The sequence below is a fragment of the Halomonas sp. FeN2 genome (genome assembly GCF_020595105.1).
In the GTDB taxonomy this organism is placed as follows: Bacteria; Pseudomonadota; Gammaproteobacteria; order Pseudomonadales; family Halomonadaceae; genus Vreelandella; species Vreelandella neptunia.
Genome location: NZ_CP074200.1, coordinates 3652883 through 3671615, shown reverse-complemented (window position 1 = coordinate 3671615; position 18733 = coordinate 3652883). Strand labels below are relative to the sequence as shown.

Genomic DNA, 18733 nt, shown 5'->3' with positions numbered 1-18733 from the left:
AAACCAAGGAGTTGATCATGATCACGCCACATTACGCAAAAACACTTTTAACTGCTGCGATTGCTGCACTCTCACTAGGTACTGGGGCTGTTCACGCCCAGGACAATATCAATCTTAAGCTAGCCTATGCGCAAAATTCACAACCGGTAAAAGACGCGTTAGCCCTCTTTGGAGAGCTTGTTGAAGAGAAAACGAATGGCTCCATCAGCGTATCTTATTTTCCCGATAGCCAATTAGGGGGCGAAAGCGAACTGGTTGAATTACTCCAAGCCGGCGCTATTGATATGACCAAGGTTTCGGGCGGGCTAATGGGAAGCTTTTCGCCTCTTTATGATGTTTTTTCAATGCCTTATCTATTCGACGACCAAGAACATTTTTATCAAGTCATGAACGATGAAGAAATCATGCAAAATGTTTATCACTCAACAGAAGACCAAGGTTTTGTTGGCGTTGGCTGGTACGACTCAGGCCAGCGTAACTTTTATACTACCGGCGACCCAATAGAGAGCGTTGAGGATCTATCGGGTAAAAAAATCCGCGTAATGCAAAGCCAAACCGCCATTGATACGATGGAGTTACTCGGAGCGTCCCCTGTAGTTATGGCCCAAGAAGAAGTTTACACCGCTTTACAACAAGGCGTTTTAGACGGTGCGGAAAACAATGAATTCGCCCTTACCACCGCCCGCCATGGAGAAGTTGTTGATCATTACACTCTTGATGGCCATACGCGTATTCCCGATATTATCCTCATTAGCAACAGAGTGCTTGAGTCGCTCTCTGAGGAACAGCGTAATGCTGTTACGGAGGCCATCCAGGAATCGACTGAATTCCAGAATGAGCAGTGGCTGGAAGCTATAGCTAGCGCTAGAACTCAAATTAGAGATGAGTTCGGCGTTGAAATTAACGAAGTAGACATCGCTCCTTTCCAGGAAGCTGTACAGCCCATGTATGAAGAACTTGAAAACATGCCAGAGCAGTACGCTATATATCAGCAAATTAAATCGGTGAATACGCAGTAACCATATAGGGCTAAGAGGTGTGGCGCGAATCATCACGTCATACCTCGTCCACTTTTATTACCCTCCTCTCACGATAAACTTCAGCAAACTGGGTCAAAAGTTCGCCATTTCGAGCGTGCTTGTATTTTGGAGATTTTATGAATATTGGCATTAGAGCCCATGACCTGCCTATGCAGTCACTAGAAAGCCTTGTGGAAGATATTTTGCATAGAGATATCAGCTCAGTACAATTAGCGCTAAATAAATCATTTGACTTTAGAACTGACCCCGGCTTTTTAACGCCGGGTTTGGCAAACCATATTAACAACGCTTTTCGCCAAGCTAATATTCAAATTGCTGTCCTTGGCTGCTATGTCAATATCATACACCCAGATATCAACCAAAGGCGGCAAGCCTTAAATCGTTTTAAAGAACACCTGCGATATGTGCGCGACTTTGGCTGCAGCATAGTTGGCACTGAAACGGGTAACATAAACGCTGACATTATATATACGGAAGAAAATTTTGCAGAGGCACCTTTTCTAGCAATGGTGGATAGCGTTAAGGAGCTGGTAGCGGAGGCAGAAAAATTTGGTGCTATCGTGGGTATAGAGCCTGGCGTTAACCACCCGCTTCATAGCCCGGAGAAAGTAAGACGTCTACTTGAAGAGGTAAAATCTAACAATTTACAGATAATCTTTGATCCCGCTAACTTTTTAACAAGTGATAATTATCTTAACCAGAATGAGATACTTCAGGAAGCCATCGACTCATGGGGCGATAGAGTAGTTGTTCTTCATGCCAAAGATTTCATTGTGGAAGAAGGGAATTTACGCTTTGTTCCTCTGGGTCAAGGCTGGCTGGATTACGACCTTATCTTTGAGAAACTAGTTTCCCGAAAGCCACACATAAGTATCATTATGGATGAAATCGATCAAGATGATATAAAGAAAAGCTCTGAATTTATTGCCAAAACAAACAATAAATTCATTTAAATCATTGACAGCTAGAAAAGCGACGGAATAAATCCGTCGCTAATCAAATGACAATATAAGAAAATGCTAAAAAACTATCTTAGTCTGCTGAGTCTTGGCCTTCCCATTTCATCCATAAGGGCGTTGCTACAAACCAAACGACCGTAACTACTAGGATAGCTCCTTTCATTGTTGTTTCATTCACTGCATCAAACAGGTACAGCAGTGGAAACATTACCGTTAAAATGAGCATTGAAAATGAAATAATTTGCAGTAGCGAGCGCATTAGGTTGACTCCTGTGTTGATACAGAAGATGCCATGCCTGTGGATCGGCCGGCCTTTGCCGATGATCGAATACCTTGCTCAGTCCGTTGGCGCTGTGTAATAAAGCTAAGCACAATAAAAAGTGCCGCTGCGATAAACCACCCAGGCAAGGCTACAAAAAATATTTCAATACCGGCAAATTTCGCCATAAACAAGCAAATAACCAAGGTAATTAACCAAGTCCCTATCACCGGCACAGTGAACTTATTTCCAGCATGCTCTGCATAAAAGCTTTTTAACCCAAGCCTTGGTAATACCCAATAGTCGATAAAGATCACGGCGCCAATGGGCATTAGCAACAAACCGTAAAGAGCAACAAAACCCAAGAGCTGCATTGCAACACCAGGGAACAGCGCCACAAAGGTGGTGAGAAGCCCCGTCCCAATCGTGACTTTAAAGCGTGAAACAGTGGGGATAATCGCCTGGAATGCCAGCCCCGCCCGGTAAATAGTGGGGTTAGCCGTTGTCCAGCCGGCAATGATGACGCAGATTAATCCAGCCACCCCGAGCGCTTGGTCAGCAAGTGGCCCTGGCAAGGGGTTGGGGATCTGGCCAGCTTCAGAGGCTGCAATAACCGCAGTATCACTAGTTAGTCCTGCCTCGTACATTTGAAAGGCAAAGAGCATAGAAGCCGACAACCAAGCCATAAAGTGGCCCACATACATTCCTGCGGCCGAGGCTATGCTATACCAACTCTTGCGAGCAAAGCGCAGTATCGTTAAATCAGCCATCCCCACGTGCATGGCCATATTGGCAAACCAAGCAAAGAAAATAACGTGCCAAATTGAAAAACTGGGCTGACCGGGTACTTCAACCCCCGTCCAGATAGCCGTCTCCGCCAGCATCCATAAGTCGCTTGCCGAGCTTGCTTCTGCGCCGGTGGCATCAATAAACCACTTCAAGGAAACAATGCCAAAAGCCAAAAACATCAGCACCATCCAGGGGGCAGCTATGTTGGCAAACCAGGAAACAAAGCGATAACCATAGGCAGCGACCAACGTAATCACGATGCCAACACCGATAACACTAAGTACCCAGCCAAGACTATTGGGCAACAAATCGGCAAGGGTTGGCAGAGGAAAACCAAACCATACGCCGACGGCCGTGGCAGATACGGTAATCATTGCGCCAGCAAGAAAGCAGAAGGCCAGCCCGTTAGCTAAGTTATAGAGTATGACGGTATAGCGACCAGCAATTTTTTCCAGATGACAATACAGTGTTAACCGAACCCGCGTTGCAATCGGTGCAGTGAGTAACAGCCAGCTCAATACCGCTAGTAAGTTACCTATTAAAAGCCCTACTACTACATCGAAAGCGGCGACCCCTGCTAATACAAAGAGCGGACCAATCATTAACTCTGTACCTGCAGTGTGCTCACCTGCATACATACCGATAAAACTTTTGAAGCCCAGCCGAGCCTTTTCTGGCACCGGCGAACGCTCATACTCCCCACCCCCAACAGCAGGCTTTGCTGCTGGGGCTGAGTAATTTGCATTACTCATGGCGTGTACCTCTATTGTTGTTAGCGTTGCGTATCAAGCCTCCAGATACACCACATGGCTATGGGTATATTCATAAAGACCGTGCTTACCATCCGCCCCGCCGATACCTGACTTTCGTACGCCGGCATGGAAGCCTTGCATTGCTTCAAAGTTCTCTCGGTTGATATAGGTCTCGCCAAAATCAAGCTCGCGACAAGCCTGCATAGCGTTATTAAGACTCCGGGTATAAATCGATGAGGTAAGGCCGTATTCACAGTCATTGGCCAGTGCTATAGCTTCATCAAGGTTATCGATGATTTGGATGGGTAGAACCGGCCCAAAAATCTCCTGGCGCATAATGGCCATGTCTTGGCGACAGCCCGCCAGCACCGTCGGCTGATAGTGGAAGCCAGCCCCCAGATCCGCGACATTACCGCCGGTAATCAACTCAGCCCCATTCCCACGAGCGGTTTCTACCATTTGGGCCACTTTATCCAGGCCCGCTCGGTTGATCATGGGCCCCATCTCAACATCGCTATCCACTAGCGGATCACCATAGCGGGTGGATTCCATCGCTTTAGCAATGCGCGCAATAAACTCATCTGCAACGCCACGCTGAACGTAAACGCGTTCGGCGCAATTACATACCTGGCCGGTATTGATAATCCGTGAGCTGCGGATCGCATTCACCGCCAGGTCGAGATCCGCATCATCCAGCACAATAGCTGGTGCCTTACCACCCAACTCCAGATTGAGCTTAGTGATGTTGTTAGCCGCATTGGCCATAATGCGTGATCCCGTTTCCACGCTGCCCGTAAAGCTAATCATATCGACCTGCTGGCTAGCGGTAAGGGCGTTACCCGCTTCAGCACCCGTGCCGCTCACCACGTTGAACACACCTTTTGGCAACCCCACTTCATCTAGCAGACGGGCGAACTCAAAACAGTTATTGGGTGTTTCTTCGCTGGGCTTAATTACGATGGTATTGCCCGTGACTAATGCCGGCGCCATCTTGCGTGCGATCAAGAAAAACGGGAAATTCCAAGGCAAAATGCCCGCTACCACCCCAAGTGGCTTACGGAAAAGGAAAATGTTCTCCTTAGGGCGATCGCTTTGAATGATTTCACCTTCAATGCGGCGCCCCCATTCGGCCATATAATCCAAATAGTCGGCGGTAAAGTTAACTTCTACTTCCGCCAACCCACTGATTTTGCCCTGCTCTTCCGTGATGGTACGTGCCAAATGGGCAACGTTATCGCGCAGCTTATTGGCTAAACGGTGTAGAAATGCAGCACGCTCAACGGCTGGCGTCGCGGCCCAGCCCTTTTGCGCTGCACGCGCGGCATCTAACGCTCGCTCGACATCGTCAGCATTGGAAGCGGGAACACGCGATAGTAATGCCTGGTTGGCGGGGTTAAATACCTCCAAGTGCTGCTGGGCCGCTTCAAATGCGCCGTTGATATAGTTTTGATAAATGGTTGGCTGTGTCATTCTGGCTCTCCTATTGTGATTATATTGGCCTTAATCAGACCATCTGCTGGTAAGTGCTAAATTGATCGGTGCTGATTAAGAAGTGCTTACTAACAAGCACTGAGTTAATAAGTGCTGGAAGAGTGATCCGCGGCTTGCCCCTTGTAGCGTGCAACGGTTGCAAGCGCGCCCTGGCGCAGAAAGCTAATATCGATTCCCACCGCAATAAACTGGCAGCCAAGCGCCTGGTAGCGGCGTGCGTCCTCTTCAAGCGGCGCCAGGATCCCCACCGGCATACCCACCGCCTGTACCGTTTTAATCACCTTCTCAATAGCTTTTTGAACGTCCGGATGCCCTGGATTGCCTGGATGCCCCATTCCTACCGAGAGATCTGCCGGGCCAATAAAAACCGCATCAACGCCATCGGTTGTCGCAATCGCTTCCGCCTGTTCAACGCCTTTGGGTGATTCAACCTGTACGATTAGACAGAGCGACTCATGCGCCTTAGTTAGGTAGTCATCCACGCCATCCCAGCGTGTTGCACGCACTAAGCCCCCGCCGACACCGCGTATGCCATGGGGTGGATAGCGAGTAGCACGCACCAGGGCCGCGGCTTGCTCAGCACTTTCCACCATTGGCACCATCAGTGTCTGAACGCCAATGTCGAGTAGTTGTTTGATCAACGCAGCGTCCTGGTTAACGCTGCGTACCACCGGCGCCGCTGAATAGGGCGCCACTGCCTGTAGTTGAGCCAAAATAGTCGGCACCGTATTGGGAGCATGCTCACCATCAATCAGCAGCCAATCAAAACCAGTGCTCGCCACAATTTCAGCGGCATAACCAGTCGCAAAACCAGCCCAGCACCCCCAAATGGGATCACTTTTAGCCAGCGCGCTTTTAAATGTATTAACGGGCATTTGCATGCAGTAGCTCCTTGAAAAGCGATAAATACCGTTTACTGCAGATTGACGTACATGCCCCCATCAACCAGCAGCGAAGCACCGGTGACGTACTGCGCCATTTCTGAGGCAAGGAAAACGATAGGGCCTGCAAGATCCTCCGGACGCCCTAATCGGCCCAATGGAGTACGGCTTGCCATGTAATCGCGTTTATCCTGATCGGCAAGGTCATCTTTGTTGATATCTGTTTCGATAGTTCCAGGCAGGAGTGCGTTACAACGAATGCCATAGGGGCCTAACGCAATAGCGCAAGATTGCATTAGTGATAACAGCCCGGCTTTTGTGGGGGTGTAGTGGGTTTGCATGCCGCCGCCCACCAGAGCGCTAATAGAGCTGACCGCAATGATGGCGCCACCACGGCCCTGGCGTTTCATCTGATTCGCTGCCGCCTGCACAGCGAAAAAGGCGCCGTTAAGATTGGTATTGACCGTTTCAAGGTACAATTCGCGTGGCATATCGAGAAAACTGTGGAAGGGACAAATACCCGCGTTATTGACGAAAACATCGACGCCGCCAAAATTGCTGACGGCGGCTTCTACCAGTAATTCACCGGTCTCCGGGTCTCCCGCAGGGGCGCCAACGGCCACCGCTTTCTGGCCTAATGCTTCAATTTCTCTAATTAGCTCCTCAACCGCTGAGCGGCTGGAGGGGCTCCCGCTATAGCCAATGACGACATTGGCCCCTTGTCGCGCGCATTCTAGAGCGGCGGCGCGGCCAATGCCCCGGGAGGCACCGGTAATAATGACGTTTTTATCAGTCAGCAGCATAGTCAATTCCTTTTCAGTGATAGGTTCTGTTTACAGGCGGTAAATACGCTGCGCGTTCCCCACAAACAGCGCGTGCTGTTCCTTTTTATTGGCATCGGCGATCACCTCGGCATAGGCGTGCCAAATATCCGCATAGCGCGCGTAGAGCCCGTCGACGGGGTAATTGGAGGCGAACAGGCAGCGTTTTGTACCGAAAGCGTCCAGCGACTCAAGAATTAGCGGGCGAATACTGCCCATCGTCCAGTGATGATCCAGCATCCCAAAGCCACTCAGCTTAACGGCGATATTGTTTTGGGCGGCCAACAAGCGCATACCATCCCGCCAAGCCCGCCAGCCCTCAACCCCTTGGCGGTCGACGTACATGCCAGCATGGTTGAGCACAAACTGTGTCTCAGGATGGCGAGCAGCCAAAGCGGAGGCCTGAGCCATTTGCGAGGGATAAATCTGTAAATCAAACGAGAGCCCTAGGCGCGCGAGCTGGGCGAAATTCTCTCTCCATAGGGGCTCTTGCATATAGTGCCGACCGACGTAGTCATACAGCGGGTCGCTGTGCACATTAAGAATTTGGCGAACGCCACGCACACGCTCTGAAAGGGCACACTGCTTCTCCAACTGCACTTGGGCATCGGGTTGAGAAAGATCCACACCGACGACTAGCGCCCAGTTAAGCTTATCGTGTTCAGCCAGTTCACCGGTTAGCCACTGGGTTTCGGCGATAGGGTTAACGGCATCGGCTTCGACATGAACCAGCCCTAGCAGCTCTATATCACCACGCTCTTCAAGCAATGTCTGTGGCCCAAAATCGCGGGCCATTGGGGTATAGTCACCCAACAAATTAGCGGCTGGGTGTTCAAGCCATGGCTGATTGCCTTGACCAAGTGCCCAGAAATGTAAGTGCGGATCGACTACTTGCACGGCTGCTCTCCTGGGAAAAATTTGAACACTTCATCAAGAGGTACGCTGACCGGCGAATGATCGTGCTCCGTCTCCATGATGTCAGCCATATAGGCCCACCAGCGCTGCATTACCGGTAGTTCAGAAAGCTGATCTACCTGGTGATCATCACGCACGACCATAATCGCAAACAGGTGGTGACTGAGCGGATCAAGGAAAATGCGGTACTCCTCAATGCCGGCATCGGCCAAAGCTTTTGAAAGCTCCGGCCAGAGCGCATCATGCCTGCGCCGGTATTCATCTGCTTGGCCAGGGTAGAGGGTCATTCGCAGCGCCTTGATTAGCATCAGTAACTCCTTTAGTAGCTAATCAATGAGTATACGGGCGGGCTAACTCGCAGTCAGGATTAAGGCGTACACCAAACCCTGGCTTGTCGAGTTTAGAAGCCGCCATACGGCCATTTTCAGGCACCGGCTCATCCAGCAGCAACGGATTAAACATGGGTACGACTTCATCGGCTTTCGGCGCCATCATCAAGAACTCAGCGAACGGGCTGTTATGGCGTGTGATTACAAAGTGGTAGCTGTAAACCGACGAACCGTGGGGTACAACCAGCTTGTTGTGCGCATCGGCCAGCGCTGAAATCTTGATCAGCTCTGTAATCCCACCGCACCACCCCACATCCGGTTGGATAACGTCGCAGCACTCCATTTCCAGCAGCATACGGAAACCCCAACGGGTGGCCTCGTGCTCACCGGTATTTACCAGCATGCCTTTGGGCACATCGCGCTTGAGCTGCGCGTAGCCCCAGTAGTCATCGGGCGGAAGCGCCTCTTCGATCCACTTCAGGTCGTACGCCTGGGCTCCCTGAGCTAGCCGAGTGGCGTAATTGACATCGAGACTCATCCAGCAGTCATACATCAGCCAAAAGTCATCGCCGACGGCGCTACGCATCTTCGCCAGGTGCTCTAGGTTCTTTCTCAGCCCCTCATCGCCTTCAGCTGGCCCATGAACGAGGGGCATTTTGCCGCCAATAAAGCCCATTTTCTTAGCGAGGTCAGGGCGTGCGCCAGTGGCGTAAAATACCAGTTCATCGCGAACCGGGCCACCTAATAGCTGATGCACCGGCAGTTGCCGCACCTTACCCAGCAGATCCCAAAGCGCCAGATCAACGCAGGAAATCGTATTAATCACCACCCCTTTACGACCGTAATAGAGCGTGGCGTTAAACATCTGATCCCAAATTTTTTCGATTTCAGTGACCTGTTTACCCTCAATAAAGCGGGCAAGATGCTTTTCGACAATCCAGGCACCAATTTCGCCACCGGTGGTTACAGCAAACCCTACGGTTCCATCGCTTGCCTCTACCTCAACCACCAAGGTGCCCAGAACATTGAGCCCAAAGCTTCGACGTGTCATGCGATACTCTGGGTACTTGCTCATGGGCGTCGCGATCTGGGAATCAATCCAGTGGCCTTCGGCTTGGTCATGGTAGTCAGCACCACCACCCCGGACGGTGTAGGCGCGTACCTGCTTGATGGTGGGTTCGCTCATAAACACTCCTCGTTCTGTTTGTTAACGTCATTTTCTTGAGGAAGTTGTAAGTAAAAGCGGGCAAGGTAGCTAATGATTATCTGGCTCGCCTCGATACCTTTAAGTTATCGAAGAGCGCTAAGCCAGTAATGACGCCAGATTGTGCTAGGCCTGTTAATAACAGGAGACCGAATAACTAGACTAATGTCGCACAGCCAAATTAAGCGTTAACACCATACCGTTTGGGTATCGATTTAAAAGTGAGATGAGAATGGATAGCTTTCAAGCATTGGTAGCAAGACTGCGTTATAAGCACCTTCTTATGCTCTCGACGCTAGGCAAAGTCGGCAACCTACACCAGACTGCCGTGGTCATGCATATGTCGCAGCCTGCCGCGACACGTATGTTGAGTGAAATTGAGCGGGTGTTTGCGTGCCAGTTATTCGAACGCATGGCAAAGGGAATGCGCCCGACCAAAGTGGGCGAAATGCTGGTGGAGTTTGCCGATAACGCGCTAACTCGTTTGGATCGATGCGCCGAAGAGGTTCACCGCTACCAGCTGGGTGGACGCGGACAATTAACCGTTGGCGCCATTATGGGGGCAGCGCCTGACTTGGTAGCTCAAGCGATTATTGAGATGAAGCGCCAGCGCCCCATGCTACAAATTCGTTTGATGGGTGAGACTAGCGATCAATTAGTGGCGCTACTCGAACAGGGTAAAGTGGATATAGCAATCGCTCGCTATGCGACTTCCATCCAACATAATCAATTCGATTTTGAGCCATTGGGCAACGAAAACATGATCACTGTGGTACGCCGTGGTCATCCATTAACCGATGAGCCTTTGCCGTCTCTTGAGCAGCTACTAGAGCACTGGCCCTGGATACTTCAACCAATAACCACACCAGCACGCCAAGCGCTAGAGAAAGAGTTGGAGATGGAAGGCTTAATGTCGCCACGCGATATTATCGAATGCGGTTCAATCTTTGCTGCCTTACAGCTAGTGCAAAAAAGCGATGCCCTGCTGGTAATGGCTGAATCCGTTCTTAGAGACCATCTCAATATAGGGCTTATTGAAATGCTGCCGCTCACCCTTGGACGAACGCTTTCTCCGTTTGGGTTATTGACTCGAAAAGATACTTTCTATGGTGAACCGGTTACCGGCTTTTGCGACATTTTGCGCCGTAACGCCGTGCAGTGGGAGTAAATAAAAAAGCCGACCCATTGGATCGGCCAAACTGATGGGACATTGCACAGCATGGGGGATGCTGCACACGATGCCTGGGGAAGGCATCGCCAAAACGCCAGATTAAGCGGCTTGGCGATGCCCTCTCAGAGAGTTGCTTCCTTTACGGGAGTAGCTGCCTTTACCTTTTTTCGGAGTTTGCCGCTGCATTTTAAACATTGGCGTTCGCAGTTGCGCTTTTAACGCGTTGTCTTTTATCTTGCGCTGTTTCATCGTTTTCTCCGTTCTTTTAAAGATGCCTGCCTGGGCAGGCATCTCCTACGACACATACTATCAATTGAAGTTCATCTATTAGCGTCCATTGCTTAGCGTTTCAAGCCCTGCTTATTAGTCCCCTTACTCATCCCAGGCGGGAGCAAAGTCGGGGTTGGCAATACGCTCCTGGCGATCCAACATGGCAATCTCTGCTATTTCACTATCGCTTAGCACTATATCAAAGGCGGCAATATTGCTTTGGATATTACGCGCTTTGGTCGATGAAGGGATGGTAATCATATTGCGCTGTTTCACCCAAGCAAGGGCAATTTGCGCGGGCGTGGCTTGATGCGCGTCGGCAATCTGCTTAAGGGTCGGGTCGTCCATGACCTTGCCCACAGCTAGCGGCATAAAAGCAGTAATCTGAATACCATGCTGCTCGCAGTGCTCGACCAGTTTGCGGTTCTGTAAGAAAGGATGAACCTCGATCTGATTGGTCAGAATTTCACCTTTACCCAGAATACTAACCGCTTCATCCACTTGTTCGCAGGTGAAATTGGAAATACCAATATGGCGCGCTTTACCTTCTGCTTTGACCTCTTTAAGAGCCGTCAAATAATCTGCCATCGGCACTTCATTGTTGGGCGACGGCCAGTGAATTAACAGCAGATCAACGTAACCTGTGCCCAGTTTCTGGAGACTTTCATTTACGCTGGCCTTCAGCGTGGCAGGCTCCAGGTTATCAAACCATACCTTAGTGGTGAGGAAAATATCGCTGCGGTGCACCTCGCTGTCACGAATTGCTGCACCGACATCCGCTTCGTTGCCATAAAACTGTGCCGTGTCGATATGCCGATACCCCGCTTCAAGCGCCGCATGAATGCTCTGCTTGAGCGTATCGCCTTCCAGGCGAAAGGTACCGAAACCGGGGTTAGGCATCACATTTTGCATCATTAACGTCCTTTTCTATTGATAGCGTGTTAACTAACATGGGGTGGAGACCGCCCCACTTCAACCCCGTTGTTTATTGTTTCCTGATCAGAGACCGCGACATCACCGCAATAACAGCGCGATAACCACTAGCGCCAATACTAGTGAAACGCCCTTCCAGAACAGCACTGGGTCGCGCTCTAGTAGCGGTAATTGAGCACGTTTCAGCATTTCTTGACTGGGCGAGCGTAGTTCGAAGATAAACTCCGAAAGAGCTGGAAAGCGTTTGTGTGGATTAGGATGAAGAGCCTTTTTGAGCACCTCATCTACCCAGGCGGGCAGCTCACGGTTCTCGCTAAGCGCCGATTGATAGGCAAGCTTATGCTGCGCTGCCCGAGTGCGGGTTTTGGCCACCTCAGTGCCATAAGGCAGCGTGCCGGTTAGCATCTGATAGGTGATCACCGCCAGGGAGTACTGATCCGAACGGGACGTACCACCTTCACCCAGAAAATACTCCGGCGCGGTGTACTGGGCGGTGCCTAGAATATCGTCGCTAGCCGCATTGACCTCATCAGCAAGACCCGCCACCTTGGCAGCGCCAAAATCAATCAGCTTCACCGTTCCGTGGCTATCGATCATGACGTTATCGGGGCGCAAATCTTGATGCAGCATTTCCAGGCGATGAAAGGCGCGCAGCCCCTTGGCGATCTGCTCGACGATGGGGCGTACGCTAGCTAATTCGGCGTTGGGGTGGTCGCGCATCCACTGGGTCAGGGTTTGCCCTTCGATATAGGCCAACACGGTGTAAAGGTAGTGGCGCGGCCGCTCTTGGACGGGGGCTTTAAGCACGTGCTGATTATCGATACGCCGTGCAATCCACTCTTCACGCACGAACCGCTCGATACTCGCCGGGTCTTGGCTTAGCTCGGTTGAGAGGGTTTTGAGTGCCACCTTCTCGCCACTTTCTAACTCTTCCGCAAGGTAAACATGGCTGCGGCTGCTGGCATGCAGTTGACGCACAATGCGGTAGCCGTCCAGCTCGCTTCCTGCGCGCAGTTCAGACGGTGACGGCAGTGTACTCAGCGCCGCGTAGAGCTCATTAGCGTGGCGCTCAGGCAGCGAATCAATGCGCACAATTTGCACGGTGAGATTGTCATCGCTGCCATTATCGATTGCGGCAGCGATTAGCGCCTCAGCCGCCGCGTCGAGATCGCCCCAATGGGCGTGAATCAGCGCGACCATTTCGGTGCCGGTTAGCCACTCATAAACACCGTCGGTGGTGAGTACAAACACATCGCCGACACTCAGCGATACCGAGGAATAATCCAGCTCCAGGTGCTGGCTGGCCCCCATGGCGCGGCTTAAATGACTGACTTCCCGGGAGGCCCAGAAGCGGTGATCCTCGGTCAGCGGCTCCAGCGTATTGCCGGCGAGCTGATAGATACGGCTATCGCCAACGTGAAACAGATGCGCAGTGGTGGACTTAATCACCATCGCGCTGAGGGTACACACATAGCCGCGATCCAGGTTGTAGCGGTACTGGCTTTGCCGGGTTTGGGCATAAAGCCATGCATTGGTGGCCTGCAGTACCCGTTGGGCGGAGGTCTTAACCGCCCAGGTAGCCGGGGTGGCGTAGTAGTCTGTTAAAAACCCGCCTACTGCTGCTTCACTCGCTTCCCGGCTCACTTCGCTGCTGCTGATCCCATCCGCTAACGCGATCGCAATGCCTTTGGTGGCGCGCTGGAGGTCGCTGGGTAGATAAGCGCCGTAAAAATCCTGATTGCTTGGCTTGCGCCCTTTATCAGAGTGCTGGCCAAGCGAAATGGTCAGCGCTGCCATTATACTTCCCCTAAAAAACCTCCGCCGGAGCGAACATTGCAAACGGTCGGAACAACCCTACGCGGAGGCGCTGTAGACCCATCCATGGGCGCTACTTTCGCCATCCATGGCGAAAGCCCCCCGCTACGGGTTGATTCCGACCTCGGCTAAGCTCCGATGTTTATCATCAACCTAGGGCTTCACAGTAGCGAAAGCTTGGCATTTAATTTCTTCATCTATAAAGCTTTCTGGGGCGCGGTACGCACGTGAGTGGTGTAGAGCGTGAGCCCCGTTAATGCCAAGCCACCGATCAAGTTACCCAGCACTACCGGAATTTCGTTCCAGATCAGGTAATCCATAATCGAGAAGTTACCGCCCATCATCAGCCCAGATGGGAACAGGAACATGTTGACCACCGAGTGCTCAAAGCCCATACCGAAGAACAGCATAATCGGCATCCACATGGCAATAACCTTACCGCTCACCGTGGTTGAGATCATTGCCCCCACTACCCCTAGCGACACCATCCAGTTGCACAGTATGCCGCGGATAAAAATCGTCGCCATGCCGCCAGCACCATACTCTTTATAACCCACGGTGCGCCCTTCGCCTACTTCACCAATGACCCGCCCCACTTCGCTGGGTTCGGTGCTAAAGCCGTAGGTAAAGACAATTGCCATAAGAAAGGCGACCGTTAATGCCCCACCAAAATTACCGATAAACACAATGCCCCAGTGCTTGAGAATACGATTAATCGTTACCCCAGGTCGTTTATCCAGCCACGCCAGCGGCGTTAACACAAATACCCCGGTCAACAGATCAAAGCCCATTAGATAGAGTATCGAGAAGCCGACCGGAAACAGGATGGCGCCGATAATCGGGTAGCCGGTTTGCACCGCTACGGTCACCGCAAACACCGCCGCGATGGCCAATATAGCCCCCGCCATAAAAGCGCGAATCAGCGCATCACGGGTAGACATATGCAGCTTGGCTTCACCAGCATCGACCATCTTGGTAGCAAATTCGGCAGGCAATAAGTAGGACATAGAGAGCGTTTCCGTTGTTGTGGGTTTTAAGGAATAGAAGGGTCAGAAACATAAAACGCGCACCGCAAACCCTGCCGCTAAGGCACGGTTTGCGGTGCAGAGCAGAAATTGGAGGCTAGGGCAGCGGGCGTCGTGGCGACTCTTTGCACGACGCTGCCCACCACAATCAAACAGGGTGACGGTAAGGGTGTGGCGGCGAGTTTTTCGGGCATATCCGCCAGCGAGCCCACCAGCGACTGCTGCTCACGCTGGCTGGCGTTAGCCACTAGCATGATCGGCCACTCATCCGGCAGGCCTGCCTGGCGCAGGCCATGACAAATTGCGCTCACTTTTGAAAGCCCCATATAAAACACCAGGGTTTCATCCTTGCGCGCCAGCGATGCCCAATCCGGCGTGCCGTCTTCGCGGCAGAGCTGGGCAGTCACAAAGCGTAGTTGCTGGGCATGGCCACGGTCGGTGAGCGGAATACCCATGCAGGCAGCGGCGGCAGAGGCCGCGGTAATCCCTGGCACAATGGCAGCGGGGATCTCGGCAGCGGCCAGGGCATCCAGCTCTTCGCCCATCCGCGCAAACACCGCCGGGTCGCCGCCTTTCAAGCGCACCACCGATTTACCTTCCCGGGCGAGTTTTACCATCAGCTCACCGATCTCAGCTTGGGGTACGCTGTGATGACCGCGGGCTTTGCCCACGTAGTAGCGCTCGCTGCCGCTAGGAATCAGCGACAGCACGTCATCACCTACCAAGCGGTCATACACCACGGCGTCCGCCTGCATAAGTAAGCGTGCAGCCTTGAGGGTTAACAGCTCTGCATCGCCGCTGCCTGCGCCGACCAAGTAAACCTGCCCGGCGCGGCACTCGCCACGCAGTGGCAAACGTATGTCTGCAGCCTGCTGAACCAACGGCGTTAGCGCGCGGTGCGATAACCGCATAAAGGCGTTAAACCACTTCTGTAGCAAGGGGTTGCTTAGTGCGGGCATTGGGCCGCTCCTCTTCAATAAGTGATTTCAATTCGGGAATACAGCTACCGCACTGGGTGCCGCAAGCGAGTCTGGCGCCCAACGCTTCTACGCTGGTGTCGCCCTCGCGGATAGCGTTGACGATGGTGGTTTGGCCCACTTGGTGGCAACTGCATACCACCGGGCCGGTATCCGCCGCGCCGTCGTCGCAGCCTGCCAATAGTCGACGGCGGTGGGTATCGCTCAGTGCCGTCTCGTTAAAACGCGCTTCCAGCCACGCTAGCCCTGGCAACTCTTTGGGCGGGCCGACCATCAGCCACCAGCGCAACTGACCGTTTTCTACGCAGGCGGCACGCAGACGTCCGTTAGTCGGATCCTGGCTGACAACCGATACGTCGCCGGGCAGCCACGTTTTCAACTGCGCCAACCAATCATTAACCGACTGCGTATTGGCAAGCTGCCAGCGCTGGCAGCCGCGCATGGGAATACGTGTCCAGTAGGCACTGGTGCACCAAGGCGTTAATTCCGTTGCCCCATCGGCGACCAATAGGGTGGCCTGCCAATCGGTAGCAAGCGGCGCCAGCGCCACGGCACCGTGCTTCGATTCAGGCTGCCCAGAGAGCGGATCAGTAATGCTGTCAATTAGCGCGCTGCTTCTGGCCTGCTGGGTAAAGCAGTCAGTCCAGTGGATGGGTACGAAGATCTCTCCGCGGCGTTGGGCGTTGGACACGCGCACCCGGGCGCGAAATTCGCCTTTCGCGGCGGTTAACACTGCCAGCCCTTGATCCATAACACCGGCGGCGTGGGCGTCCTCCGGATGCACATCCATAAAGGGTTCGGCGCGGTGATTCATTAACCGCGGTGAGCGCGCAGTGCGGGTCATGGTGTGCCATTGATCACGAATCCGGCCGGTGTTCAAACGCAGCGGGTAGGCGGCACTCAGCGCCTGTTCAGGCCCTTGGGGATGTATCGCCAGCAGCTTGGCGCGGCCGTTTGCGGTGGCAAACTCGCCATCTTCAAACAGCCGAGCAGTGCCATGGGGTGCGGCCTTTGTGACCGGCCATTGGATGGGAGATAAGGCGTCATAGCCATCCCGGCCCAGGCCCACCAAACCCGATATATCAAACAACCGCTGCGGGCTGCCGGACACCGAGTTGTTATCAACACTGTTTTCAAGTCCGTTCTCAAACCCAGAGAGACGAGCGTGCTCGTCGAAAATCTCCCAGGGGTGCGCGTAGTTAAACGCCTCGGCAAACCCCAAACGTTTCGCCACTTCACACATTATCCACCAGTCGTGGCGGGCTTCACCTGGGGGCGGCAGCATGCCCCGCTGGCGAGAAATACGCCGCTCGGAGTTAGTCACGGTGCCATCTTTTTCCGACCACCCAGAGGCAGGTAAAACGATATCGGCATAGGGCAGCAGATCGGTATGGGCAGCGCACTCGGAAACAATCACCAGCGGACATTTTTCCAGCGCAGCACGCACCCGCGCAGCATCGGGAAGGCTAATGGCGGGATTGGTAGCCATCACCCACAGCGCTTTTATCTCGCCACGCTCAATGGCCTCAAACAGCTCCACTGCTTTATAACCTGGCCCTTCCGGCAGGATAGGCGTCAAGCTGTCGGTGGCCCAGAAGCGGCTGACCAGATCCAGGGCGCCTGGGGTGTGGTAATCCATATGCGCGGCTAGCTGGTTGGCCAGCCCGCCTACTTCGCGGCCACCCATGGCGTTGGGCTGGCCGGTAATCGAGAACGGCCCCGCCCCCGGCAAGCCGATTTTGCCGCCCGCCAAGTGGCAGTTAATAATCGCGTTACACTTATCGGTACCGCTGGCGGATTGATTAACGCCCTGGGAATAGAGCGTGACCACATGTAGCTGACTGGCGAACCAGTAATAGAAGGTTTCCAGGCGCTCGGGGTCGACATCGCAAGCCGCCGCTACCTCCGCCACCGAGCCCGCGGTTTGCTGGGCCGCCGCCAGGGCATCGTCAAACCCTTCGGTGTGGCGCTCAAGGTAGAGGGTATCGAGCCTGCGGCGCTGCGCCATCCACGCCAGCAGACCGTTAAACAGGTAAGCATCGCTGCCTGGTTTAATCCCTAGGTAGAGGTCGGCGATTTCGCAGCTGTCGGTGACGCGCGGGTCGATCACCACCAAACGCATCAATGGATTGCGCTCTTTAGCGACTTTAATACGCTGATAGAGCACCGGGTGATTCCAGGCCAGGTTGGAACCCACCAACACGATCAATTCCGCCTCTTCCAAATCCTCGTAATTACACGGCACCGCATCGGCACCGAAGGCGCGCTTGTAGCCAACCACCGCTGAGGCCATGCACAGCCTCGAGTTAGTATCTAAATGAGGCGTACCCAAAAAGCCTTTAAACAGCTTATTGGCCACATAGTAATCTTCGGTAAGCAGTTGGCCGGAGAGATACGCGGCCACGCTGTGATTGCCATGCTCGGCCCGCAGGGTGTTTAAGCGTTCGGCAGTAGTGCTTAAGGCGGTGGCCCAGGAGACCTCAACACCATCAACGCGAGGGTGAGTCAGCCGTCCTTGACTCCCCAAGGTTTCGTGTAGCGCAGAACCTTTGACACACAGCCGCCCGAAGTTCGCCGGATGCTCGCGGTCGCCCTCGACAGCGCTCAGCGTGCCCGCCTCAACGGTTGCCGTCACGCCACAGCCAACGCCACAGTATGGGCATGTGGTTTTGGCTTGCTGCGTCGTTTTGGTCTGCTGCTCTGCTTTTGCCCCTCGCATAACTACTCCTCGGGTCTTACCTGAACGCCGTATATACGTATATAAATGCCAGGCATAAAAAAACGCCCAGTCCCTTTCTCTAATGCGCTATATAAACGCATTGAAAGAAGAGGGCTGGACGTCGTTGCCACAGCGCACCTTCATCGGTGCATTACTCTTTACAGTAGTCTCTTCAAACAAATGAAGATTTACTAACAGCTACACATTTTCTAACGGCTACTTATTTTTCTAACGGCTTTGGAATTGTTCGCTGCCATCGCCAAACAATGAGCGCTTATCCCTTGTTAACTTACTTATTGCCTAGGGAACTGCAAGAGCCAAGCCGACAACCGGCTATATGAAATTTAGTTATTTAAAAACAGATAGTTAAAAAATTAAAAATC

General features: G+C 52.9%; 17 protein-coding genes. 3 read left to right on the top strand and 14 right to left on the bottom strand.

Annotated features, from left to right (window positions below; translation table 11 throughout):
• The first annotated feature begins 17 nt into the window (after positions 1–17).
• Together KF947_RS16845 and KF947_RS16840 are read left to right on the top strand one after the other, a co-directional pair.
• Complete coding sequence (locus KF947_RS16845; RefSeq protein ID WP_227404566.1) at positions 18–1019, top strand: TRAP transporter substrate-binding protein; 1002 nt, start codon at positions 18–20, stop codon at positions 1017–1019.
• A gap of 137 nt (positions 1020–1156) precedes the next feature.
• Entirely contained in the window at positions 1157–1993 is an 837-nt protein-coding gene (locus KF947_RS16840; RefSeq protein ID WP_227404565.1) for a sugar phosphate isomerase/epimerase family protein, read from the top strand.
• Between the two features lie 79 nt (positions 1994–2072).
• Here KF947_RS16840 and KF947_RS16835 read toward each other — a convergent pair whose 3' ends face one another.
• The 8 genes from KF947_RS16835 to rhmD form a co-directional block, all read right to left on the bottom strand.
• A complete protein-coding gene (locus KF947_RS16835; protein ID WP_227404564.1) occupies positions 2073–2258 on the bottom strand; it encodes a hypothetical protein in 186 nt (61 codons plus the stop codon).
• On the bottom strand, positions 2258–3799 hold the full coding sequence (locus tag KF947_RS16830; protein ID WP_227404563.1) for a purine-cytosine permease family protein: 1542 nt from the start codon (positions 3797–3799) through the stop codon (positions 2258–2260). Before KF947_RS16830 ends, KF947_RS16835 begins: the two co-directional genes overlap by 1 nt.
• A gap of 33 nt (positions 3800–3832) precedes the next feature.
• Positions 3833–5269 (bottom strand): aldehyde dehydrogenase, encoded by a 1437-nt coding sequence (aldA, locus tag KF947_RS16825; protein ID WP_227404562.1) that lies wholly within the window; start codon positions 5267–5269, stop codon positions 3833–3835.
• A 104-nt stretch (positions 5270–5373) separates the two neighbouring features.
• Positions 5374–6171: an HpcH/HpaI aldolase family protein gene (locus KF947_RS16820; RefSeq protein WP_227404561.1), complete on the bottom strand. Its 798-nt coding sequence runs from the start codon at positions 6169–6171 to the stop codon at positions 5374–5376.
• Between the two features lie 32 nt (positions 6172–6203).
• The gene (locus KF947_RS16815; RefSeq protein ID WP_227404560.1) at positions 6204–6974 is read right to left on the bottom strand and encodes an SDR family NAD(P)-dependent oxidoreductase; all 771 of its coding nucleotides are present in this window, start codon (positions 6972–6974) and stop codon (positions 6204–6206) included.
• A 30-nt stretch (positions 6975–7004) separates the two neighbouring features.
• The gene (locus tag KF947_RS16810) at positions 7005–7889 is read right to left on the bottom strand and encodes an amidohydrolase family protein (protein WP_227404559.1); all 885 of its coding nucleotides are present in this window, start codon (positions 7887–7889) and stop codon (positions 7005–7007) included.
• Positions 7880–8215, bottom strand: a complete 336-nt coding sequence (gene rhaM, locus KF947_RS16805; protein WP_227404558.1) for an L-rhamnose mutarotase — start codon at positions 8213–8215, stop codon at positions 7880–7882. The genes KF947_RS16810 and rhaM overlap by 10 nt, the downstream gene beginning before the upstream one ends.
• A 22-nt stretch (positions 8216–8237) precedes the next feature.
• Positions 8238–9422, bottom strand: a complete 1185-nt coding sequence (gene rhmD / locus KF947_RS16800; RefSeq protein ID WP_227404557.1) for an L-rhamnonate dehydratase — start codon at positions 9420–9422, stop codon at positions 8238–8240.
• Between the two features lie 250 nt (positions 9423–9672).
• Here rhmD and KF947_RS16795 point away from each other — a divergent pair, with 250 nt between their 5' ends.
• On the top strand, positions 9673–10608 hold the full coding sequence (locus KF947_RS16795) for a LysR family transcriptional regulator (protein WP_227404556.1): 936 nt from the start codon (positions 9673–9675) through the stop codon (positions 10606–10608).
• A gap of 102 nt (positions 10609–10710) precedes the next feature.
• On the opposite strand, the gene arfA is transcribed toward KF947_RS16795, so the two are convergent.
• From arfA to KF947_RS16765, 6 genes are all read right to left on the bottom strand, one after another.
• Positions 10711–10860 carry an alternative ribosome rescue factor ArfA gene (gene arfA / locus KF947_RS16790; RefSeq protein WP_227404555.1) on the bottom strand — a complete coding sequence of 50 codons (150 nt, stop codon included), beginning with the start codon at positions 10858–10860 and terminating at the stop codon, positions 10711–10713.
• Positions 10861–10983: 123 nt separating this feature from the next.
• On the bottom strand, positions 10984–11793 hold the full coding sequence (gene dkgB, locus KF947_RS16785) for a 2,5-didehydrogluconate reductase DkgB (RefSeq protein ID WP_227404554.1): 810 nt from the start codon (positions 11791–11793) through the stop codon (positions 10984–10986).
• A 102-nt stretch (positions 11794–11895) separates the two neighbouring features.
• The gene (locus tag KF947_RS16780; protein WP_227404553.1) at positions 11896–13611 is read right to left on the bottom strand and encodes a bifunctional protein-serine/threonine kinase/phosphatase; all 1716 of its coding nucleotides are present in this window, start codon (positions 13609–13611) and stop codon (positions 11896–11898) included.
• A gap of 215 nt (positions 13612–13826) precedes the next feature.
• Positions 13827–14636: a formate/nitrite transporter family protein gene (locus tag KF947_RS16775; protein WP_008957727.1), complete on the bottom strand. Its 810-nt coding sequence runs from the start codon at positions 14634–14636 to the stop codon at positions 13827–13829.
• Between the two features lie 77 nt (positions 14637–14713).
• Positions 14714–15613, bottom strand: coding sequence for a uroporphyrinogen-III C-methyltransferase (cobA, locus tag KF947_RS16770; RefSeq protein ID WP_133731341.1), 900 nt, complete (start codon positions 15611–15613; stop codon positions 14714–14716).
• Positions 15573–18350, bottom strand: coding sequence for a nitrate reductase (locus tag KF947_RS16765; RefSeq protein WP_227404552.1), 2778 nt, complete (start codon positions 18348–18350; stop codon positions 15573–15575). The genes cobA and KF947_RS16765 overlap by 41 nt, the downstream gene beginning before the upstream one ends.
• Positions 18351–18733 lie beyond the last annotated feature (383 nt).